The sequence below is a fragment of the Cupriavidus sp. MEYA8 genome (genome assembly GCF_059278825.1).
Genome location: NZ_CM181221.1, coordinates 3,567,564 through 3,588,242, shown reverse-complemented (window position 1 = coordinate 3,588,242; position 20,679 = coordinate 3,567,564). Strand labels below are relative to the sequence as shown.

The following is a 20,679-nucleotide window of genomic DNA, read 5'->3' as shown; positions in this document are numbered from 1 at the left end:
CGGCGAGCTTTTCCCGGCGCCGGTAGAATCGCCGGCATCGACCGGAATTCCCTATGCAAATCGGCATCCTGTACGCGCTCCTGGCTTATGTCATCTGGGGGCTGCTCCCGCTCTATATCAAGTCGCTGCCCGGCATTGCGCCGACGGAGATCCTGCTGCACCGGATGGTGTGGTCGCTGGCGTTCCTGGGGCTGGTGCTGGCCTGGCGGCGCCAGTGGGCCTGGCTCGGGCAGTTGAGGGACCGGCGCCTGCTGCTGTCGTTCGGCGCCAGCGCGGCGCTGCTGTGCGCCAACTGGTTCCTCTATATCTGGGCGGTGTCGGCCAACCGCGTGGTCGATGCCAGCCTGGGCTACTTCATCAATCCGCTGTTCAGCGTGCTGCTAGGCGTGGTGTTCCTGCATGAGCGGCTGCGCGCGGTGCAATGGCTGTCGATCGCGGTGGCAGCGGCCGGGGTGGCTTGGCTGACGGTGGCGGCGGGCCAGTTGCCCTGGATCGCACTCGGGCTGGCGGCCAGTTTTGGCGGCTACGGGCTGTTGCGCAAGACGGGGGCGCTGGGCGCGCTCGAAGGATTGTCGCTGGAGACGCTGCTTCTGTTTCCTTTTGCCGCGGCGATGCTGGCCTACCTCTTCACCACGGGGCAGGATGGCTTCACCCACGCAGCGCCTGGTACGCAATTGCTGCTGCTGATGGCCGGGCCGGTGACGGCGGTGCCGCTGCTGTTCTTCGCCGCCGGCGCGCGGCGCATCCCGCTGTCGCTGCTGGGCCTGCTGCAATACACCGGGCCGACGCTGCAGCTGCTGCTGGGCGTGTGGCTGTGGCATGAACCGTTTCCCGCGCAGAAGCAGGTCGGCTACGCGCTGATCTGGATTTCGCTGGCGCTGTATGCGGTGGAAGGGCTGTGGGTGAACAGCCGGCAAAAGGCGGCTTCCATCCAGGCGACTAATGAATCGATTTGAGTCAGCGAAGCGTTTATTCTTCATGTAGATAAACCTGGTGCCCCGGCCATGTCCGCGCCGCCTGATGCCACGCCCCCGGTCCAGCGCAAGATCATCCATTGCGACTGCGATTGCTTCTACGCCTCGGTCGAGATGCGCGACGACCCCTCGCTGCGCGGCCGGCCGATGGCCGTGGGCGGCTCGCCCGACCGGCGCGGGGTGATCGCCACCTGCAACTATGAAGCGCGTGCCTTCGGCGTGCGCTCGGCCATGGCGTCGGCGCAGGCGGTCAAGCTTTGCCCCGATCTGCTGATCCTGCGTCCGGCCATGGACAAATATCGCGAGGTATCGCGCCAGATTTTTGCGATCTACCGCGAATACACCGAGCTGGTTGAACCGCTGTCGCTGGACGAGGCCTATCTCGACGTCAGCCTCTGCACGCGCCATGCCGGCAGCGCCACCCGCATCGCCGAAGAAATCCGACAGCGCGTGTGCGACCAGGTCGGCGTGACCGTTTCGGCCGGCGTGGGCCCGAGCAAATTCGTTGCCAAGATCGCTAGCGACTGGAACAAGCCCGACGGGCTGTTCGTGGTCCGCCCGGCGGCGGTCAATGCCTTCGTCGCCGCGCTGCCGGTCGAACGCATCCACGGGGTCGGCAAGGTCACCGCGGCCAAGCTGCGGCGGCTGGGCGCGCAGACCTGCGGCGACCTGCGGCCGTGGTCGCCGGACCGGCTGCACCGCGAATTCGGCGCGTTCGGGACGCGGCTCTACAAGCTGTGCCGCGGCGAGGACGAGCGCGAGGTGACGCCCGAGCGGGAGCGCAAGTCGATCAGCGTGGAAGAGACCTATGCCGACGACCTGCCCGACCTGCAGGCATGCCTGGTCGAACTGGAGCCGCTGATCGCCATGCTCGAGGCACGCATTGCCCGCGCGCAGGCGCACGGCACCATCGACAAGCTGACGGTCAAGCTGCGCTTTTCGGACTTCCGCCAGACCACGGTGGAATGCCGCGGCCATGCGCCCGACCGCACGGTCTACGCGCGCCTGCTGGCAGAGGGCCACGCCCGGCGCGGGCTGCCGGTGCGGTTGCTGGGGGTAGGGGTGGCGACCAGCGACCGGGATCGGTCGCAGCTCGAACTGTTCGAGTAAAACCAATTATTCGAGCGAATAATCAATGGGTGGATTTTTACCGCTGATCGATTATTCGTATTGATGATGCTCTGCCTATTGCAGGTTGTTCCGCATCACCAGCACCCAGGGCATGTGCGAATTGGTCACGCCATCGATCCGCCCCGAATCGCCCAGTTCGATTTCCTCCATCGATACCGATTGCTGGACATTGCCGCCGATGGCACGCACCACCCGCGCCGCCGGATCGACGGCCACCACGATGTCGCAATGCATCGGGGTGGTGCCGAAGCCGATCTCCGCCACATCCTCGAGGTAGCGGTCGCGTCCCCGCCCGGAACAGACGATGTCGCCCGGGCGGGGCATGGCCGGAACGGGTTCGATGCGGAAGGCGGGATGGGCAAGGATGCCGTCGCGCGCATCGACTACATACATCGAATGTGACTGGCCGGTCAGGAACTGCTGCTCGTCCAGCCCGGCCTTGCGCAACACCCACGAGATAAACACCGCCGACCAGGCCCAGGCGCCTTGCGTGACCTGCCGGCAACTGGGGGTTTCGCCGACGATGCCCCAGTAGCGCCGGGCCAGCGTGCAGCCCAGCGGCGTGGCCTCCATGCCGGTGCCGTCCGGGAAAGTCATGCAATCGGCGCGAGGCCACTTGATGTTGTTGCTGTCGGTGTCGGCGCTGGTGCCGCTGGCGGGCGCGCCGGTATCGGCCTTGTCCTCGGGTTGCACCTCCGGCGGTTCAGGCAGGGCCGGGGGCAGTTCGGGAGCCGGCGCGGGGCTGTAGGTGACGCAGGCGCTGTCGTCGCGGCCAAGGCGCACCACCTGCCCGCCCCAGCGCGACCACTCCTGCGTGGCGATCTCGACGATGCGCTCGCGCGGCGTGGCGCCGGGCGTGGTGACCGGCCGCTCGTTGTCGGCCAGCGGCCGTGCCTGCGGACGCGCGGGTTCGCTGACCGTGGTGCAGGCGCTCAGCAGCGCCAGCGCCGCGGCGGCGCAAATGGCTTGTGGAGAAACCTGTGGAATCCGCTGTGGAAAGCGCTGTGCATAACGCTGTGGAGATCTGCGGCGCAATGGACGGGCGAACATGGAAGCCCCACATGGCTCGGCGCCCCGTCCGGCCCTGCATCGGCCTTGGCTGGACGCCTGTTGGAAGTCCTAACGCGCAACCGCTTCGGCAATGGCTTCAGCGCTGCGGCGGATACTGCAGAAAACGTCGATCCCTGCTGTGGATAACGTCCCCCGCCTGGCGCTCGCCTGCGCCCTGGCCGAAGCTTGCGGCCGGCGGCGGCATGGCGGGGTCAAACAAACACGGGCCGTGCAGTGCAGCCCGTCAGGCTCACTGGTTGACAGCGTCCTTGAACTTCTGGCCGGCCTTGAACTTCACGGTCTTGGCGGCTTCCACCTTGATTTCTTCGCCGGTGCGCGGGTTGCGCGCCATGCGCTCGCCACGCTCGCCCTTGCTGAACGTGCCAAAGCCGATGAGGCTCAGCGTATCGCCCTTGGCCACGGCGTCCATGATGGCCGACAGGGTCACGTTCAGTGCCTGTTCTGCCTTGGCCTTGGTGAGACCGTCCACACCGGCTGCGATAGCGTCGATCAGTTCGGTTTTCGTCATGCTTCACTCCGTATCGAGTTGATAAAACACAGGCGCCCGGTCGGCGGTAGCAAGGCTGCCACCGGACCGGCAAAAGACGCCGCGGGCCACATCATACCGTGTCGGACAAGGCGCACCGCGAACAGATTGTTACCTGCAGGATTGCGCCAGGCCGCCTCAGGCCGTGGCTGGCGGCAAATCGACCTGCTGGCAGACCTGGTTGCGGGCGCTGCCGTTGCGGTGCAAACGCCGCGCGGCGAGCGCATGGACGGCCACATGACGCTGCACAGGCAGGCGGCCAGCCCGCCACGTTACAGGATGTCCCACGGGCCGTTCAAAGGCCATAGAGGGCCGCAGAGGCGTTTACGGGCCCTCTGCGACTGGGGATGGACCTCAGGGAGCCTCCGGCACGTATACGCGCCTGTATTCGCCCTAAAAGCCCCACAGTCCGGCTGCACTATGTTGCATGCAGATCCAGGCAAGGTTACCTGCCTCGCAAGACGGTATTCGGCTTGTGCATGCCTGGATCCGGCGTGTTCAGACTTGCGTATACGGCAACCTCTGCGGGCACCGGTATACGCCGGGCTCTTGCCGCTGCCCTGGTTCCGCCTTTCGGTTTACATCTTTCTTTCATGTATACAGATAGTGGTAGTAGGTAAACGGCGCCTCCGGCTGTGGAAAACTATGTAAACGTCTTTGCCGTCAACGGTTTACGTAAACGAGAAGTGGTTGCATCCATTGTTGGTCGCAGTGGATGAACCGGCCTTATGGATGAGGTCTTGCGGTATACGCCTCCGACTTATGCCCGAGGCATCCCCATGCGGGCCCCAGGCAGCCCACATCGAATCCGCGTGCTTTTCCACAGAAGGAGGCGGGGTTATCCACATGCGCGAGGTTTACGTGACCGGCCGTAACCAGGCCGTATACCTGCCAGGGCGAGCGGTCGAGCCGTTAACCAGGGGTCACGTATACGTGTCGCAGCCACGCCGGTATCATGCCGATCGCGCCGGAACGGCCGGCACAGGCAGGCGACACGCATGGAAAGGCAAATGGCGGACAAGGCAAAGCAAAAGGCAGCGGGCAAGAAGACCGCGAGCGACCGGATCGAGGTGCGCCAGTCGGGCGTGCACGGCAAGGGCGTATACGCGATCGCCCCCATCGCCGAAGGCGAGCGCGTGATCGAGTACAAGGGCGAGCACATCTCGTGGAAGAAGGCGCTGGAGCGCCACCCGCACGATCCCAGCGATCCCAACCACACTTTCTACTTCAGCCTGGACGACGGCAGCGTCATCGACGCCAAGTTCGGCGGCAACCGTGCGCGCTGGATCAACCACGCCTGCGAACCGAACTGCGAGGCGCGCGAGAAGAAGGGACGCGTCTTTATCCACGCGCTGCGCGATATCGCCCAGGGCGAAGAGCTGTTCTATGACTACGGGCTGGTGATCGAGGCGCGCTATACGGCCAAGCTGAAGAAGGAATTCGAGTGCCGTTGCGGCAGCCCGCAATGCCGCGGCACCATGCTGGCGCCGAAGGACAAGAAAAAGAAGAAGTAAGGCCGAAGGCGCTTCAGCCGGTCGAACCTGCCGGCTCGCACGGGATCCGGATCACGAAGCGCATGACCGGCCGGCGCTCCGGCGTGCACTCGGTGCCCTGCAGGCTGGCCGGCTGCTGCGGCACGTCCTCGATATGGATGGTGCCCTGGTGCAGCGTCACGATCTCGTGCACGATGGCCAGCCCCAGGCCGGCGCCGCCACTCTGCGCCGCGCGGTCGCCGCGGAAGAAGCGCTTGAACACCTCTTCGCGCCGCTGCGGCGGGATGCCGGGCCCGTTGTCTTCGATCATCACCACCGCCATGCCGCGGTGACCCATGGCCTCGCCGCCGGCGCGCACGGTGATGCGGCCGCCGGCCGGCACGTACTTCACCGCATTGTCGATCAGGTTGGACAGCGCCTCGCGCATCAGCAGGCGGTTCCCGCGCACAACCGCGGGCGTGCTGCCGGTGAAGGTAGGCCCGGGCAATATCTCGAAACCCAGGTCGATGCGGCGCGCGAGTGCCTGCGGCACCCATTCGGCGCCGATTTCGAAGGCAAGCTCGGCCAAATCGAAGTGCTCCACCGGCCCCAGCCGCTCCAGCGACAGCCCAGGCTCTGCGCGCGCCAGCGACAGCAGCTGGTTCGACAGCCGCACCGCGCGGTCGGCCGCGGTCTGGACTTCACGCAGGGCATGCCGGACGACCTCCGGAGAATCGGCTTCCATGGCGCGGTCGGCATGCAGCTTGACCGCGGTCAGCGGCGTGCGCAGCTGGTGCGCGGCATCGGCGATGAACTTGCGCTGTGCATCGAGGGCGTCGCGCAGCCGCGCCAGCAGTGCATTCAGGCCGCGGATCAGCGGCGCCACCTCGGCCGGCACCTGGGTTTCGTCCAGCGCCGCCAGCGAGCGCGCGGTCTGCCGGTTGAGCTTGTCGGCCAGGATCTGCAGCGGCACCAGCTCTTCCTTGAGCACGTGCGACAGGATCAGGCTGCCGACCAGCAGCAGCAGGATCAGCGGCACCGACACCGACAGCAGGATCTCGTTGGCGGCGGTCTCGCGCCGGTCCAGCAGCTCGGCCACTTCGATTACGATAGGTCCGCGCGCGGGCTTGCCGGCCTCGCTGGTGCCGAGCTCGTCCACCGCGGCGCTGGGCAGCATCACCGGCAGCCGCACCGCGCGCACCTGGCGCCCGCTGAACCAGGCATAGAACAGCCGGGCATCGTGCAGCGTGGTCTGGCCGGTGCCGTAGCCCAGCCACGTGTCCATGCCGCCGATCAGGCCATCGGGCCCGTGGATGCGCCAGTAGATGCGGTCGGTGCCCTCGGCCTCGACCAGCGTCTGCGCGATCATCGGGATGTCCTGCTCCAGCCGCGGGCCGGCGATGCGGATCTGCTGGGCGATGTTGTTGGCCACGCCATACAGCGCGCGGTCGAACACCTGCGTGGTGTAGTGCGCCGCCAGCCAGTAGGACAGCGAGCCGCTGGTGAGCACCAGCGCGAACAGCGGCGTCGCCAACGCGCGCAGCAGGTGTACGCGCAGGCTGATGTTGGAGCCGGGGCGGGCGGCCTGGCGTGTCGATGCGGGCGCGGCGCCGGCGTTGTCAGCCGCGGCGGAGGAAGGGAGCTCGTTCCGCGTTGCGATGCGGGACGAAGTGCGCCAGGAAATCCGGGTGGAGGTGCGGGAGCGGGGCCACATTGCCGGCTGGGCTGATGGGTCGGGGCCGGGGGTCAGTGCCGTGCGCCGGGCGGCGCAAGCGGCAGGAACGCTTTCATTGGCCGGCGCGGATCTGCAGCAGGTAGCCGAAGCCGCGCACGGTCATGATCTCGACATCGCTGTCCTCGAGCTTCTTGCGCACGCGGTGCACGTAGACCTCGATCGCGGTGTCGCCCACGGTATCGCCGCCTTCGCCGGCGGGGTGGGCAAAAGTGGCCAGGTGGTCCTGCAGCTGCGCCTTGCTGACGACGCGGCCCTGGCGCTGCAGCAGCAGCTCGAGCACCGCGAACTCGCGTGGCGACAGTTCCAGCGGCCGGGCGTCGATGAACATGCGGCGGTCGTTGCCGGACAGGCGCAGGCGCCCCAGGCGCACGTCGCGCTCGGGCGCGGCCTCGCCATGCTGGCTGCGGCGCAGCAGCACGCGCACGCGCGCTTCCAGCTCGGGCAGGGCGAAGGGTTTGATCAGGTAGTCGTCGGCACCGGCGTTCAGGCCCGAGAGCTTGTCTTCCAGTTCGTCGCGCGCGGTCAGGATGATGACCGGGGTGGTGCGGTTGCGGGCGCGGTAGCGCGCCAGCAGGGTCATGCCGTCGATCCCGGGCAGGCCCAGGTCGAGGATGACGAGGTCGTGCTGCTCGCGCAGCAGGTGTTCGGTGGCATAGACGCCGTCATGGACGACGCGTACCTGGTGGCCGGCGCGGGACAGGCCGGCTTCGACGCCGCTGGCAATCTGGCGGTCGTCCTCAATCAGCAGGATACGCATGGCGGCTCGGGCAGGAGGTTGGGCATGGCTGGAGGAGGGCCCATGCAGCACACGGTGCGGGCCTGCCGCAGATTGTACTCGGCGCGGACGGCTGCTTCCTTACGGTTTGCCTACATCCGCCCGGGTATCTGCTGCCGCGCGGGGTATCCGGGTATCAGCCCGGCACCACCAGCGCCGTCGCGGCGCGCTCGATGAAGTGGGCCAGGTCGATGTCGCGCTGTGTGAGGCCGTTGGCGTCGTGGGTGGACAGCGTGATGTCGACGCGGTTGTAGACGTTGAACCATTCGGGATGGTGGTCGGCCTTGTCGGCCTGGATCGCCACGCGCGTCATGAAGCCGAAGGCGGCATTGAAGTCGTGGAAGGTGAAGCGCTTGAAGATCGCGTCGCGGTCCTGGACGGTGGTCCAGCCGGGCAGTTCGGCGAGCAGCGTGGCTCGGGCTTGCGGGGACAGAGGGGTCATGGTGGGCTCGATCTGGGTCTTGGGAAATCGGCAGGCAGCGTCGGGGGACGCCGCCAGAGCGGACAGCCGGCCCGCCCGCGCCGGGGCGGCGGGCATGCCGGCATTGTTTCACAAAGCGGGAAGCGGGGCAGGGGCCGCCGGAATCAGATGTCGTCGGTGTCGGCCCAGCCTTCGCGGGTACCGACGTTGATCACCTGGTCGCCCGGCACCACGTCGCCGGCGCCCAGCGTGGGCTGCGCGCGCAGTTCCTGGTACAGCGGGGCGAAGTCCGGCCGGGTCGCGTCGAACAGCTGCTCAAAGCTGTCGATCACGAAGTAGGTCTTCTGGAACGTGTCGATGCGATAGCGCGTGCGCATGATGCGGCGCACGTCGAAGCCGATCCGGTTGGGGCTGGCCGAGTCCAGGCTGTAGATCGATTCGCCCTGGCTCGACAGGATGCCGGCGCCGTAGATGCGCAGCCCTTGCCCGGTGCGGATCAGGCCGAACTCTACCGTGTACCAGTACAGGCGCGACAGCATGTCGAGCGCGCCCATGCCGGCCGCCTTCAGGCCGCCCTTGCCGTAGGCCTCCATGTAGTCGGCAAAGACCGGGTTGATCAGCAGCGGCACGTGGCCGAACACGTCGTGGAAGCAGTCCGGCTCCTGCAGGTAGTCCAGCTGCTCGGGTTTGCGCATCCACCAGCTGGCCGGGAAACGGCGGTTGGCCAGGTGCTCGAAGAACACCTCGTCCGGCACCAGCCCGGGCACGGCGACCACCTGCCAGCCGGTGGCGCGCATCAGGGTCTCGTTGAGCTGGCCGAAATCCGGCACGCGGTCCTTTTCCATGCCCAGCGTGGCCAGGCCTTGCAGGAATTCGTCGCTGACCCGGCCCTGCAGCATCGAGGCCTGGCGCTCGTACAGCTTGCGCCAGATGGCGTGATCGGTGCTGGTGTAGCGGTGCACCGGCTGCGCGATGGTGAAGTCGGGGCGCAGCGCCTGGCCGGACAGCAGGCCTTCGTCGAACTGTTCGCGCAGCTTGTCGGTGAGGGTGCCCTGGAAGGCGGCGGGGGCTTCGGTGGCGGCCATGGCGGGTGCGGACATAGGTTTGTGTCTCCTGTTATGCGTGATCGCTGCGGCGCGGCAGCGCGGAATGCGGATTTACTGCGTAGTTTAGTGACAGCATGCTGCATATACGCCGCAAAATCGGCTTGTCTTCAATTGATCGTGCATGTAACGTGCGTCATGCGATGACTCGATGCGGAATTTGTGTATGACTGCCCAAAGCGTCTCTCTTGACCCGTTCGACCTGGCCCTGCTGGCCGCGCTGCAGGCGGACGGCCGCTCCACCCACCAGCAACTGGCCGAGCGCGTGCACCTGTCGCCCAGCCAGGTCGGGCGCCGCCTGGCGCGGCTGGAAGCCGATGGCGTCATCACCGGCTACCGCGTCAGCCTGTCGACCCAGGCGCTCGGCCTGGGCGTGCTGGTCTTTATCAGCGTCAAGCTGGCGCACCACGGCGACACCATCGTCGAGCGCTTCCGCGAGGAAATCCTGCTGCTCGAAGAGGTGCAGGAGTGCTATTCGGTAGCGGGCGAGGCCGATTACCTGATCCGCGTGGTCGTGCCGGACCTGCCCACGCTGGCGGAATTCACCATGAAGCGGCTGATGCGGGTGCCCGGGGTGGAGAGCGTGCGTTCCAATATCGTGCTCACCGCGATCAAGTGCGAGGGGGCGCTGCCGCTGTCGCACCTGCGCTGAGCCGGCTTTTAAGTCCGGGTTGAATCTTTTCCAGGTGCGCCATGCAGGATTGCGCGCCGGTCTTGCACTCCTGTGGCGTGCGTGTCACCCTCGCCGGGTGCCACGAAGTGGCGGAAAAGGGAGGTTGGCAGGATGAAGGGAATCGTCGCCGGAGCCGGTCGGGACCTTGGCAGCAGGCAGCCAGCGCGCGCGTCATGCGCCGCGGCATTGGCGCTGGGCGCCGCGCTCGCGCTGCTCGCCGGCGTCCAGCCCGCCGATGCCGCCCAGGTCACCCGCTTTTCGCCCGAAGGCACGGTGGGGCAGGTCAGGCAGGTGGCGATCCGCTTCGACGAGGCCATGGTGCCGATGGGCGACGTGCAGGCCGCCGCGCCCGCCGCGGTGTCCTGCACCGGCGCCGGCACCAGCGGCCAGGCTCGCTGGGTGGATGCCAGGAACTGGGTCTATGACTTCGCCAGCGACCTGCCGCCCGGGGTGCGCTGCAGCGTGCGCATGCGCACCGGGCTCAAGAGCGTTGCCGGCACCGCCTATGCCGGCAAGCCGGAATACCGCTTCGAGACCGGCGGCCCGACCGTGATCGCCAGCCGGCCGTCCGGCGGCGAGATCGAGGAAGACCAGGTCTTCGCGCTGCGCTTCAACGGCCCGGCCACGCCGGCGTCGGTGCGCGAGCACGCCTGGTGCCAGGCGCAGGGGCTGGGCGAGCGCATCCCGGTGCGGTTGCTCGCCGGCAAGGAACGCGATGAGCTGCTCGAGGCGATCCACTGGACCAAACTGGCCAAGCCGGCGCCCGATGCCGTGCACCTGCTCGCCTGCCAGCAGCGGCTGCCGGCCGCGGCGCGCGTGCAGCTGGTGCTGGGCGCGGGCATTGCCACGCCGTCGGGGGTGGCCACGCGCGACGAGCGCCGCTTCGACTACACCGTGCGCGAACCCTTTGCCGCCAGCTTCAGCTGCGAGCGCGAGCACGCGCAATCGCCGTGCACGCCGCTGCGGCCGATGTCGGTCACGTTCTCGGCCCCGGTGCCGCGCAAGCAGGCCGAGAAGGTGGTGCTGAAGACGCCGTCCGGCCCGCGTGCGCCGCAGTTCGCTCCCGATCTGGCGCCGGATGCCAGCGTCAGCGCGCTCACCTTTGCCGCGCCGTTCGCCGAGAAGGCGCAGTTCATCATCGAGATACCGAAGGACCTGAAGGACGACAGCGGCCGCACGCTGTCCAATGCCGACCTGTTCCCGCTCAAGGTCGCCACCGCGTCCATGCCCCCGCTGGCCAAGTTCGCCGCAGCGCCGTTCGGCGTGGTGGAGCGCTTCGGCGAGCTGCCGCGCGGCAAGTCGCCCGCCGACTATCCGCCGCTGCTGCCGGTGACGCTGCGCAATGTCGAGGCCGATCTGGCCGTGCGCGGCATCCAGGCGCGTGCCGGCACGGTGATGAAGCTGCACGTGGACGACGATGCCGCGGTGATGCAATGGCTGGGGCTGGTGCGCCGCATGCATGAGTCCAGCTATACGCGCGGCGAGCTCGACGCGGTGCTGGCGGGCCGCTCGCCGTACCGCGTCAGCAATCTGCGCAACGCGGTGTCGATCGAGACGCGCTCGGTGTCGTTGCTCGAGCGCGCCCCCGGCGTGCAGAAGCTGGCCGTACCCAAACCATCGGGCGACGGCCCGCGGCCGTTCGAGGTGGTCGGCATCCCGCTGCCCGAGCCGGGCTTCCATGTGGTCGAGATCGCTTCGCCGATGCTGGGCGAGGCGCTGCTCGGCAAGCGCGCGCCGATGTACGTGCGCACCGCCGCGCTGGTGACCAACCTGGGCGTGCATTTCAAGCTGGGTCGCAGTCTGGGCAACGAGGACGACGGCAGCCGCAGCGGCCTGGCGTGGGTCACGGCGCTCGACGACGGCAAGCCGGTGGCCGACGCCGCCGTCGCGGTGCGCGACTGCAGCGGGCGCCTGCTGGGCGAGGGCCGCACCGATGCCAGCGGCGTGGTGCGCTTTGCCCGGCTGGACGCCGTGCCGGAATCGAATTGCGACCAGAACGGGCTGTCGGGCTATTTCGTGTCGGCGCGCATCGCCGCCGGACATCCGCAGGCGCGCGGCAAGGCCGACATGGCCTTCGTGATGTCGGACTGGAACCGCGGCATCGAGACCTGGCGCTTCAACGTGCCCACCGACACCAGCACCGCGCCGACGGTGCGCGCGCATACCATCTTCGACCGTACCCTGCTGCGCGCCGGCGAGACCGTGTCGATGAAGCACCTGATCCGCGCCGAGACCGCGCAGGGCTTTGCCTTGCCGCCGGCCAGCCGCCCGCTGCCGACGCGCGTGGTGATCCGCCACGACGGCAGCGGCCAGACCTACGAGCTGCCGCTGCAGTGGCGCCAGACCGCGACTGGCGGGCGCAGCGCGGAAAGCACGTTCCAGGTGCCGCCCGCGGCCAAGCTCGGCGTCTATACCGTCGAGCTGGAAACGCAGGAGCAGACGCAGCAGGGCGGGCGCGCGAATGGCCGCGACGAAGGCTCGCGTACCTATCCCAGCGGCAGCTTCCGCGTCGAAGCGTTCCGGCTGCCGGTTCTCGCCGGCACGCTGCAGCTGGCCGGCAAGGCCGGCGCTGCGATCGCGCCGGCCGAGCTGCCGGTCGGCGTGGAAATCCACTACCTGTCGGGCGGCGGCGCGGCCGGCTTGCCGGTGCGCGTATCGGCGCTGCTGCGCGACAAGAGCGTCAGCTTCCCCGGCTATGACGAGTTCTCGTTCAACCCGCCGCGACCGCAGCGCGAAAGCGCCAGCGGCGACGAGGAAATGGATGACGCCGACCAGCCCGACGACGGCCAGAAGCTGGTGGCGGACAAGCTGCCGCTGACGCTGGACAAGAACGGCAACGGCTCTGTCACGCTGCGCAAGCTGCCCAAGACCGACGCGCCGCGCGACCTGGTGCTCGAAGCGGGCTTTGCCGACCCCAACGGCGAGATCCAGACGCTGCGCCAGACCGTGCCGCTGTGGCCAGCTGGCGTGGTGGTCGGCATCCGGTCCGAAGGCTGGGTCTCGGTGAAGCAGAAGCTGGCGGTGCATGGCGTGGTGCTGGACCTGAACGGCAAGCCGGTGGCTGATGCCCCGGTCAAGCTCAATGCGCGCGCTCGCCTCACCACCTCGGCGCGCAAGCGCGTGGTCGGCGGTTTCTACCGCTATGACAACCGCACCGAGACGCGCGACCTCGGCACCGTGTGCGAGACCCGCACCGATGCGCAGGGCCGCGCGCGCTGCGAGGTGGCGCTGGAGCAGGCCGGCCAGGTCGAACTGGTGGCAAGCGCGCGCGACAAGGAGGGACGCACCGCGCAGGCCGCTTCGACGGTCTGGGTCACGCGCCAGGGTGAACTGTGGTTCGGCGGCGAGAACCACGATCGCATCGACCTGCTGCCGGAGAAGAAGTCCTACGCCCCGGGAGACACCGCGGTGTTCCAGGTGCGCATGCCGTTCCGGCACGCCACCGCGCTGGTGGCGGTGGAGCGCGAGGGCGTCTACCAGACCCAGGTGGTCGAGCTGCATGGCAGCGATCCCACGGTGCGCGTGCAGGTCAGGCCGGAGTGGGGCCCCAATGTCTACGTCTCGGTGCTGGCGCTGCGCGGGCGCCTGCATGAAGTGCCGTGGTATTCGTTCTTTACCTGGGGCTGGCGCCAGCCCGGCGAGTGGTGGCGCGCGTTCCGCAGCGAAGGCCGCGAATATGCCGCGCCGACGGCACTGGTCGACCTGTCCAAGCCGGCCTTCCGGCTGGGGCTGGCCGAGATCAGGGTGGGCAATGCCGGACACCGGCTCGATGTCACGGTGACGCCCGACAAGGCCACCTATCCGGTGCGCGGCAAGGCGCGCGTGGCGATCCAGGTCAGGCTGCCCGACGGCAAGCCCGCCGCCAATGGCGAAGTCGCGCTGGCCGCGGTCGATCAGGCGCTGCTGGAGCTGATGCCCAACACCAGCTGGGACCTGCTTGACGCCATGCTGCAGCGGCGCGGCTATGGCGTGGAAACGTCGACCGCGCAGATGGAAATCATCGGCCGCCGGCACTACGGGCGCAAGGCCGTGCCCGCCGGCGGTGGCGGCGGCAAGAGCCCGACGCGCGAGCTGTTCGACACGCTGCTGCTGTGGAACCCGCGCGTGCAGCTCGATGCCGAAGGCCGCGCCAGCCTGGAAGTGCCGCTCAACGATTCGCTGACCAGCTTCCGCATCGTCGCCGTGGCCGACCTGGGCGTGGGCCGCTTCGGTACCGGCAGCGCCACCATCGCCGCCACGCAGGATTTGCAGGTGATCTCGGGCCTGCCGCTGCTGGTGCGCGAGGACGATCGCTACCGCGCCATGTTCACGCTGCGCAATACCACGAAGCGCGCGATGACGGTGCAGGCGAGCGCGCGCGCCACGCTGCTCGGCAACGACGGCACGCTGCCGGCGCAGACCGTGCAGATTCCCGCGGGTGAAGCGCGCGAGATCGGCTGGGACGTGACCGCGCCCACGCTGCTGGCGTATGCGCGCAGCGGCACCGTGATGTGGGAAGTGCAGGCGAGCGAGCAGGGCGGCGGCAATGCCGGCGACCGCATCAAGGTCTCGCAGCAGATCGTCCCCGCGGTGCCGGTGACGGTGCAGCAGGCAACGCTGGCGCAGGTGTCGCCGTCGCTGTCGGTGCCGGTCAAGGCGCCGCCGGGAGCGCTGGCGGATCCCGCCGGCAAGGTGCGCGGCGGGCTGCAGGTGAACTTCCAGTCGTCGCTGGCGGGCGGCATGCCGGGCGTGCGCGAATGGTTCCGCCACTATCCGTTCACTTGCCTGGAGCAGCGTGCGTCGAAGGCGATCGGCCTGAACGACAAGGCCGCGTGGGAAGCGCTGATGACGCAGTTGCCGTCGTACCTCGACGCCAACGGGCTGGCTTCGTATTTCCCGCTGGCTTCGGACAGCGACTACGGCAGCGAGGTGCTGACCGCCTACCTGCTGGCTGTGACCGACGAAGCCGCGCGCGCAGGCCTGGCGCTGCGCATTCCCGACGCGCAGCGCGCGCAGATGGAGCGCGGACTGGCCGACTTCGTCGAAGGCCGTATCCGCCGCGACGGCTGGTCGCCGGTGGGCGGCACGCAATACCTGGAGGTGCGCAAGCTGGCCGCGCTCGAAGCGCTGTCGCGTACCGGCCACGCGCAGGCGCGCATGCTGGATGCGATCCAGATCCTGCCGGCGCAGTGGCCGACCTCGGCGCTGCTCGACTGGACGCTGCTGCTGACGCGCATGGCCGATATCCCGCAGCGCGAGCAGCGGCTGGCCGAGGCGCAGCAACTGCTGCGCTCGCGCCTGACGGTGCAAGGCACGCGGCTGGCGTTCTCCACCGAGCGCAACGATAACTGGTGGTGGATGATGGCCGGCGGCGATGCCAACGCCGCGCGGCTGCTGACGCTGGCCGCCGAACTGCCGGGCTGGAAGGAAGACGCGCCGCAGCTGGCCACCGGCCTGATCGGCCGCCAGGTGCGCGGCGCCTGGGGCACCACCACCGCCAATGCGTGGGGCATGCTGGCGGTGACGCGCTTTGCGCAGGTGTTCGAGAAGACGCCGGTGGCGGGCAGCACGCGCGTCTCGGTGAGCAACGCCGCCGATGCCACGCGCAGCTTCGACTGGGCGCGCGCGCAGCGCAACGACGGCGTGGCGCAAGGCAGTGTCGACCTGCCGTGGCCGGCAGGCGCGGACGGCGGCACGCTGCAGGTGGAGCAGGCCGGCGCGGGCCATCCGTGGGCGACGGTACAGGCGCTGGCCGCGGTGCCGGTCACGGCGCCGCTGGCCGCGGGCTACCGCATCAAGCGCACCGTGACGCCGCAGGAGCAGGCGGTGTCGGGCAAGTGGTCGCGCGGCGACGTGTACCGCGTCAAGCTCGAGATCGATGCGCAGGCCGACATGACCTGGGTGGTGGTCAGCGACCCGGTGCCCGCCGGCGCCACCATCCTCGGCAGCGGCCTGGGCCGCGATTCGCAGATCGCCACGCGCGGCGAGCGGCGCCAGGGCGTGGCCTGGCCGGCCTATACCGAACGCACGCCGCAGGCGTATCGCGAGTACTTCGGCTACCTGCCCAAGGGCACGGTGTCGGTCGAGTACACGGTGCGCCTGAATAACGCCGGCGAGTTCTCGCTGCCGCCGTCGCGCGTCGAAGCGATGTACGCGCCCGATGTCTTTGGCGTGGCGCCGAACGCGCGGCTGGTGGTCGGGGCACGTCCATGAGCTGGATCGCGCTGAGGATGCCGGCGCGGGTGCGCGAGTGGTGGGTCGCGGGCGCGCTGGCGGGAGTGCTCTATGGCGCCTTGCTGGTGCAGGTGTCGATGGAGCTGCCCGAAGGCGCGCCATTGACCGGGCAGATCGCCATGCAGCCGTTGTGGAAGACCGCGATGGCGCTGCTGCTGGCGCGGGCCGCGTGGTTCCACCGGCCGCTGCCGGAACGGCGCTGGCTGGTGACGGCGCTGGTGTGCTCGGCCGTCGGCGATTTCCTGCTGGCGGTGCCCGCGCTGTCGTTTTCGTTCGTGGGCGGGCTGGGTGCCTTCCTGCTTGCGCACCTCGCCTACCTGCGGCTGCTGGTGCCACTGGCCGGCGACCTGCGCCCGCACCGGCTGATCGCATGCGGCGCCATGCTCGGCGTGGCCGGGACCATGCTGGGACGCTTCTGGCCCAATCTCGGCACGCTGACGGTGCCGGTGTCGGTGTACGTAGGGGTGCTTGCGGCGATGGCGTGCAGCGCGCTGGTGGCGCGGCTGCCGACGCCGCTGGCGGCGCTGGGCGCGCTGTGCTTTGCCGCGTCGGACATGATGATCGGCATCGCGCGTTTCCTGGTGCCGTTCGAGACCTTCGCGCTGGGCATCTGGTGGACCTATGCCGCGGCACAGGTACTGCTGGTGGCGGGCATCGTGTCGGGACGGCCTGAGGCATGAAGCGACGCGGCGCGCGACTGACCTGGCTGGCGCTGCTGCCACTGCTGTGGAGCGGCCATGCTGCCGCGTTGCCGGCCTTCGCGCAGGTGCGCGACGACTGGCGCAGCGCCGACGTGGTCGTGCTGGACCGCCACGGCGATGTGGTCGGCCGGGTACGCGACGACTTCCGCGCGCGCCGCGGCGACTGGGTCACGCTGGCGCAGACTTCGCGGGCATTGCGCACGGCCATCGTGCTGTCGGAAGACCGGCGCTTCTACGCGCATAGCGGCGTCGACTGGCAAGGCGTGGCCGCGGCGGCGTGGGCCAACCTGTGGAACACGCGCACGCGCGGCGCCTCGACGCTGACCATGCAGCTGGCCGGACTGCTTGACGACGACCTGCGCCGGTCCGGCGCGGCGGCGCAGGGGCGCAGTCTCACGCAGAAAGTTGGTCAGGCGGCAGGGGCGGCGATGCTGGAACGCAGCTGGAGCAAGGACCAGATCCTCGAGGCGTACCTGAACCTGGTGCCGTTCCGTGGCGAACTGGTCGGGCTGTCGGCGATGTCGCAGGTGCTGTTCGGCAAGTACCCGCAAGGGCTCGATGCGCGCGAATCGGCGCTGGCGGTGGCGCTGGTGCGCGCGCCCAACGCGCCGGCCGTGCAGGTGGCGCGCCGGGCCTGCGGCATCCTGCGCGAAATGCGGCTGCCGCGCCAATGCGAAGGACTGGAAGGCTTCGCGCAACTGGCGCTGCTGCGCACCGGGCCGGTGGCGCAGCGTAATGCCGCGGCGCAGGTGCCTGCCACGGTGCAGCAGCTCGCCCCGCATCTCGCACGCCGGCTTGTCAGCGACACGCGCGCGCAGCTGGCGCCCGGCGCCTCCATGCCAGCGCACATTACATCCACGCTCGACGCACGCCTGCAGCGCGCGGCGGTCACAAGCCTCGACCGGCACCTGCGCGAGCTGGCCGGGCGCCATGTCGAGGATGGCGCGGTGGTGGTGATCGACAACGCCAGCGGCGACGTGCTGGCCTACGTGGGTTCGTCCGGCGCGCTGTCGTCGGCCGCGCAGGTCGACCACGCCGCCGCACTGCGGCAGGCCGGCTCGACGCTCAAGCCCTTCCTGTACGCGCAGGCGCTGGAGGAACGGCGCCTGACCGCGGCATCGCTGCTCGACGACCGGCCGGTGAACCTGCCGGTGGGCGGCGGACTGTATGTGCCGCAGAACTACGACCACCGCTACGCCGGCTGGGTCAGCACGCGCGCGGCGCTGGCGGCATCGCTGAACGTGCCGGCGGTGCGCACGCTGGTGATGGTGACGCCGCACCGCTTCCACAAGCGGCTGGTGGCGCTGGGCCTGCCGCTGACCGAGGCGGGAGACTACTACGGCTACAGCCTGGCGCTGGGCAGCGCCGACGTGTCGCTGCTGGCGCTGACCAATGCCTACCGCGCGCTCGCCAGCGGCGGGCGCTATGCGCCGCCGCGGCTGCGCGAAGGCGCACCTGTTGCTGCGCCCGTCGCGGTCATGCAGCCGGGCGCGAGTTACGTGATCGGCGATATCCTTGCCGACCGCCACGCGCGCGCCCGCACCTTCGGCCTCGACAGCCCGCTGACCACGCGCTTCTGGACCGCGGTCAAGACCGGCACCAGCAAGGACATGCGCGACAACTGGTGCATCGGCTGGTCGCAGCGCTATACCGTGGGCGTGTGGGTCGGCAACGCCAGCGGCGCGGCCATGCGCGACGTTTCCGGGGTGTCCGGCGCGGCGCCGGTGTGGCATGACGTCATGGAAGCGCTGCACCGCGAGCAAGGCAGCCGCGCGCCGGTGATGCCCGCGGGCGTGCAGCGCGTGACGCTGAATTTCGATGATGGCCTCGAGCCCGCGCGGGAAGAGGTGTTCCTCGCCGGCACGGCCATCACGCGCGTCAGCGTTGGCAAGCCCGCGGCGGCGGCCAGCACCGCGCCGGCGATCGCCAACCCGGCCAACGGTACCGTGTTCGCGCTCGACCCCGACATGCCGCCGGCATCGCAGCGCGTCTGGTTCCAGGCCGAAGGCATCGCCGGCCAGTCCGCGCGCGCGGTCAGCTGGCGCATGGACGGCAAGCCGCTCGGTCGCGGCGCCGAGGTGGCGTGGCTGCCGTGGCCGGGCCGCCATCAGGTGGAACTGCTAGACGCGGCGGGCAAGGTCGTGGACCGGATCGGCATCGAGGTGCGCGGCGCATCGGTGCGGGCGCCGTCCGCGCCTGCCAGGCGCTGACATCGCTGCGCGGCCGTCCCGCATAATGGCCGCTTCACCATCCCGCCGGAGCGCCCGCATGTCCCTGCTTCCCCTCGATGCCGCCAGCACGGCGGCCCGACTGCCATATCCCGAACTGGCGCGCGCCATCGCCGACATGCTGGCCGAGCTGCGCGACGGTACGGCCATGGCGCCGCCGCGCATCGCGCTGCCGGTGGGCGATGCGGAGGACGGCGAGGGTACGCTGCTGGTGATGCCGGCGCGCAACCGCAACCTGGTGATGACCAAGAACATCACCGTGCACCCCGGCAACCCTGGGCGCGGGTTGCCCAATATCCTTGGCGAAGTGGTGGTGGCCGACGCGCATACCGGCGCGCGGCTGGCCATGCTCGACGGGCCGACGGTGACCGGCCGGCGCACCGCGGCGGTGTCGCTGCTGGCGGCGCAATGCTTCGCCGCGCGCACCGACGGCGAACTGCTGATCGTCGGCGCCGGCGTGCAGGCGCTGACGCACCTGGAGGCCTTTGTCGACGGACTGGGTGTGCGCAAGGTATGGCTGCAGTCGCGCACGCGCGACAAGGCCGAGGCGCTGGCCGCGCAGGCGCGTACGCTGGGCGTCGAGGCCGAAGTGACCGACACCGTTGCCGCGGTGCTGCCGCGCGTGTCGATGGTGGTCACGGTCACGTCCAGCCGCAGCCCGGTGCTGCCGGACCTGGACAGCGGGCTCTGGCGCGACGACCACTTCATCGCCGCGGTCGGCGCTTTCCGGCCGGACATGTGCGAGCTGCCGCCGCGGCTTTGCCATGCGGCCGCGGACCACGGGCGCCTGCTGGCCGATACGCTGTTCGGCATCGAGGAAGAAGCAGGTGACCTGCTGCAGGCGGGCATCGACTGGGGCACCGTGCAGCCGTTCGAGACGGCGATCCTGCAGGCCGATGCCATCCGCGCGCGCGGCGGCAGCCCGCTGGTGTTCAAGAGCGTGGGCTATGCGCTGTGGGACCTGGCGGCGTGCGTGCTGGCCAGCCGCGCCTGACGCCCCCGATCATCTTCCGCTCGGCCCGCCCGGGCGCGCAGCCAGTCGCTGAACAAGGTACGCGCCGGCGCCAGGAAGCCGGCGATCGGCTCGCTGCGGTCGCTGGCGTACCAGTGGACATAGCAGCCGTGCAGCGTGGCCACGATCAGGCGTGACATTTCGGGCGGCAGCGGCTGGCCCGGTACTGACAGCACCTCGGCCAGGTCGCGCACATGCGCGTCCCAGCTGTGCCGGATCTGCTCGCGCACGCTGGCCGGCACGCCGCCGGAGAACAGCAGGCCAAGCACCACGCCCTTGGCCTCGGGGTTGGCCGTGAAATAGTCGGCAAGTTCGTCGAACAGGTTTTCCAGCCGCTGCGGCGGCGTCTTGCCGGCATGCCTGGCGACTCCCCCAAGCTCATTTCCAAAGTCTTCGAACAGGCTGGTCGCGGCTTGTGCCAGCAGCATTTCCTTGCTGCCGAAGTGCCAGAGCAGGCTGCTCTTGGCCACCCCGACCTCGGCGGAGATTTGATCCAGTGTCACCTCGGAGTAGCCATGTGCGCTGATCAGCTCACGCGCGACGGCGAGAATCCGGTCTCGTGTTTCCAGGCCGCGGCGGTTCTTGAGCGCAGCGGGCGGGGCCTTGGTGGGCGGGGGCATCGATGACGGCATAGGGGGCAGGGG

The 20,679-nt window shown here is 69.3% G+C and carries 15 protein-coding genes; 8 read left to right on the top strand and 7 right to left on the bottom strand.

Annotation, left to right across the window (positions count from 1 at the left end):
• Window positions 1–53 precede the first annotated feature (53 nt).
• Both rarD and dinB read left to right on the top strand, forming a co-directional pair.
• The gene (rarD, locus tag AC5WJ1_RS16790) at window positions 54–956 is read left to right on the top strand and encodes an EamA family transporter RarD (protein ID WP_135706158.1); all 903 of its coding nucleotides are present in this window, start codon (window positions 54–56) and stop codon (window positions 954–956) included.
• A 48-nt stretch (window positions 957–1,004) separates the two neighbouring features.
• Window positions 1,005–2,084, top strand: coding sequence for a DNA polymerase IV (gene dinB, locus AC5WJ1_RS16785; protein WP_195427884.1), 1,080 nt, complete (start codon window positions 1,005–1,007; stop codon window positions 2,082–2,084).
• A gap of 75 nt (window positions 2,085–2,159) precedes the next feature.
• On the opposite strand, the gene AC5WJ1_RS16780 is transcribed toward dinB, so the two are convergent.
• Both AC5WJ1_RS16780 and AC5WJ1_RS16775 read right to left on the bottom strand, forming a co-directional pair.
• On the bottom strand, window positions 2,160–3,155 hold the full coding sequence (locus tag AC5WJ1_RS16780; protein WP_133096584.1) for a DUF2272 domain-containing protein: 996 nt from the start codon (window positions 3,153–3,155) through the stop codon (window positions 2,160–2,162).
• A 250-nt stretch (window positions 3,156–3,405) separates the two neighbouring features.
• Entirely contained in the window at window positions 3,406–3,684 is a 279-nt protein-coding gene (locus AC5WJ1_RS16775; protein WP_012354324.1) for an HU family DNA-binding protein, read from the bottom strand.
• Window positions 3,685–4,712: 1,028 nt separating this feature from the next.
• Between AC5WJ1_RS16775 and AC5WJ1_RS16770 the strand changes: the two genes are divergently transcribed.
• The gene (locus AC5WJ1_RS16770) at window positions 4,713–5,216 is read left to right on the top strand and encodes an SET domain-containing protein (protein WP_133096583.1); all 504 of its coding nucleotides are present in this window, start codon (window positions 4,713–4,715) and stop codon (window positions 5,214–5,216) included.
• A gap of 13 nt (window positions 5,217–5,229) precedes the next feature.
• On the opposite strand, the gene AC5WJ1_RS16765 is transcribed toward AC5WJ1_RS16770, so the two are convergent.
• From AC5WJ1_RS16765 to phhA, 4 genes are all read right to left on the bottom strand, one after another.
• Window positions 5,230–6,888, bottom strand: coding sequence for a sensor histidine kinase (locus AC5WJ1_RS16765; protein WP_434033295.1), 1,659 nt, complete (start codon window positions 6,886–6,888; stop codon window positions 5,230–5,232).
• A gap of 73 nt (window positions 6,889–6,961) precedes the next feature.
• Window positions 6,962–7,666 (bottom strand): response regulator transcription factor, encoded by a 705-nt coding sequence (locus AC5WJ1_RS16760; RefSeq protein WP_115678953.1) that lies wholly within the window; start codon window positions 7,664–7,666, stop codon window positions 6,962–6,964.
• A gap of 154 nt (window positions 7,667–7,820) precedes the next feature.
• Complete coding sequence (locus AC5WJ1_RS16755; protein ID WP_494476230.1) at window positions 7,821–8,126, bottom strand: 4a-hydroxytetrahydrobiopterin dehydratase; 306 nt, start codon at window positions 8,124–8,126, stop codon at window positions 7,821–7,823.
• 143 nt (window positions 8,127–8,269) lie between these two features.
• A complete protein-coding gene (gene phhA / locus AC5WJ1_RS16750; RefSeq protein ID WP_240745911.1) occupies window positions 8,270–9,205 on the bottom strand; it encodes a phenylalanine 4-monooxygenase in 936 nt (311 codons plus the stop codon).
• Window positions 9,206–9,374: 169 nt separating this feature from the next.
• On the opposite strand from phhA, the gene AC5WJ1_RS16745 reads away from it, so the two are divergent.
• The 5 genes from AC5WJ1_RS16745 (at window position 9,375) to AC5WJ1_RS16725 (ending at window position 20,017) form a co-directional block, all read left to right on the top strand.
• Complete coding sequence (locus AC5WJ1_RS16745) at window positions 9,375–9,860, top strand: Lrp/AsnC family transcriptional regulator (RefSeq protein WP_029046491.1); 486 nt, start codon at window positions 9,375–9,377, stop codon at window positions 9,858–9,860.
• Between the two features lie 132 nt (window positions 9,861–9,992).
• Window positions 9,993–16,073: an alpha-2-macroglobulin family protein gene (locus tag AC5WJ1_RS16740; RefSeq protein WP_494476229.1), complete on the top strand. Its 6,081-nt coding sequence runs from the start codon at window positions 9,993–9,995 to the stop codon at window positions 16,071–16,073.
• On the top strand, window positions 16,070–16,774 hold the full coding sequence (locus AC5WJ1_RS16735) for a lysoplasmalogenase (protein ID WP_135706154.1): 705 nt from the start codon (window positions 16,070–16,072) through the stop codon (window positions 16,772–16,774). The genes AC5WJ1_RS16740 and AC5WJ1_RS16735 overlap by 4 nt, the downstream gene beginning before the upstream one ends.
• Window positions 16,771–19,005, top strand: a complete 2,235-nt coding sequence (pbpC, locus tag AC5WJ1_RS16730) for a penicillin-binding protein 1C (protein ID WP_494476228.1) — start codon at window positions 16,771–16,773, stop codon at window positions 19,003–19,005. The genes AC5WJ1_RS16735 and pbpC overlap by 4 nt, the downstream gene beginning before the upstream one ends.
• Window positions 19,006–19,063: 58 nt before the next feature.
• Window positions 19,064–20,017, top strand: a complete 954-nt coding sequence (locus AC5WJ1_RS16725; protein WP_133096576.1) for a delta(1)-pyrroline-2-carboxylate reductase family protein — start codon at window positions 19,064–19,066, stop codon at window positions 20,015–20,017.
• On the opposite strand, the gene AC5WJ1_RS16720 is transcribed toward AC5WJ1_RS16725, so the two are convergent.
• Window positions 19,969–20,655, bottom strand: a complete 687-nt coding sequence (locus tag AC5WJ1_RS16720) for a TetR/AcrR family transcriptional regulator (protein WP_240745910.1) — start codon at window positions 20,653–20,655, stop codon at window positions 19,969–19,971. The genes AC5WJ1_RS16725 and AC5WJ1_RS16720 overlap by 49 nt on opposite strands.
• Between the last annotated feature and the right edge of the window lie 24 nt (window positions 20,656–20,679).

What these genes read in the sequence shown, in the direction of transcription:
- rarD (WP_135706158.1), top strand. Translation starts at nt 54, where the DNA reads ATGCAAATCGGCATCCTGTACGCGCTCCTGGCTTATGTCATCTGGGGG.
- dinB (WP_195427884.1), top strand. Translation starts at nt 1,005, where the DNA reads ATGTCCGCGCCGCCTGATGCCACGCCCCCGGTCCAGCGCAAGATCATC.
- AC5WJ1_RS16780 (WP_133096584.1), bottom strand. Translation starts at nt 3,155, where the DNA reads ATGTTCGCCCGTCCATTGCGCCGCAGATCTCCACAGCGTTATGCACAG.
- AC5WJ1_RS16775 (WP_012354324.1), bottom strand. Translation starts at nt 3,684, where the DNA reads ATGACGAAAACCGAACTGATCGACGCTATCGCAGCCGGTGTGGACGGT.
- AC5WJ1_RS16770 (WP_133096583.1), top strand. Translation starts at nt 4,713, where the DNA reads ATGGCGGACAAGGCAAAGCAAAAGGCAGCGGGCAAGAAGACCGCGAGC.
- AC5WJ1_RS16765 (WP_434033295.1), bottom strand. Translation starts at nt 6,888, where the DNA reads ATGTGGCCCCGCTCCCGCACCTCCACCCGGATTTCCTGGCGCACTTCG.
- AC5WJ1_RS16760 (WP_115678953.1), bottom strand. Translation starts at nt 7,666, where the DNA reads ATGCGTATCCTGCTGATTGAGGACGACCGCCAGATTGCCAGCGGCGTC.
- AC5WJ1_RS16755 (WP_494476230.1), bottom strand. Translation starts at nt 8,126, where the DNA reads ATGACCCCTCTGTCCCCGCAAGCCCGAGCCACGCTGCTCGCCGAACTG.
- phhA (WP_240745911.1), bottom strand. Translation starts at nt 9,205, where the DNA reads ATGTCCGCACCCGCCATGGCCGCCACCGAAGCCCCCGCCGCCTTCCAG.
- AC5WJ1_RS16745 (WP_029046491.1), top strand. Translation starts at nt 9,375, where the DNA reads ATGACTGCCCAAAGCGTCTCTCTTGACCCGTTCGACCTGGCCCTGCTG.
- AC5WJ1_RS16740 (WP_494476229.1), top strand. Translation starts at nt 9,993, where the DNA reads ATGAAGGGAATCGTCGCCGGAGCCGGTCGGGACCTTGGCAGCAGGCAG.
- AC5WJ1_RS16735 (WP_135706154.1), top strand. Translation starts at nt 16,070, where the DNA reads ATGAGCTGGATCGCGCTGAGGATGCCGGCGCGGGTGCGCGAGTGGTGG.
- pbpC (WP_494476228.1), top strand. Translation starts at nt 16,771, where the DNA reads ATGAAGCGACGCGGCGCGCGACTGACCTGGCTGGCGCTGCTGCCACTG.
- AC5WJ1_RS16725 (WP_133096576.1), top strand. Translation starts at nt 19,064, where the DNA reads ATGTCCCTGCTTCCCCTCGATGCCGCCAGCACGGCGGCCCGACTGCCA.
- AC5WJ1_RS16720 (WP_240745910.1), bottom strand. Translation starts at nt 20,655, where the DNA reads ATGCCCCCGCCCACCAAGGCCCCGCCCGCTGCGCTCAAGAACCGCCGC.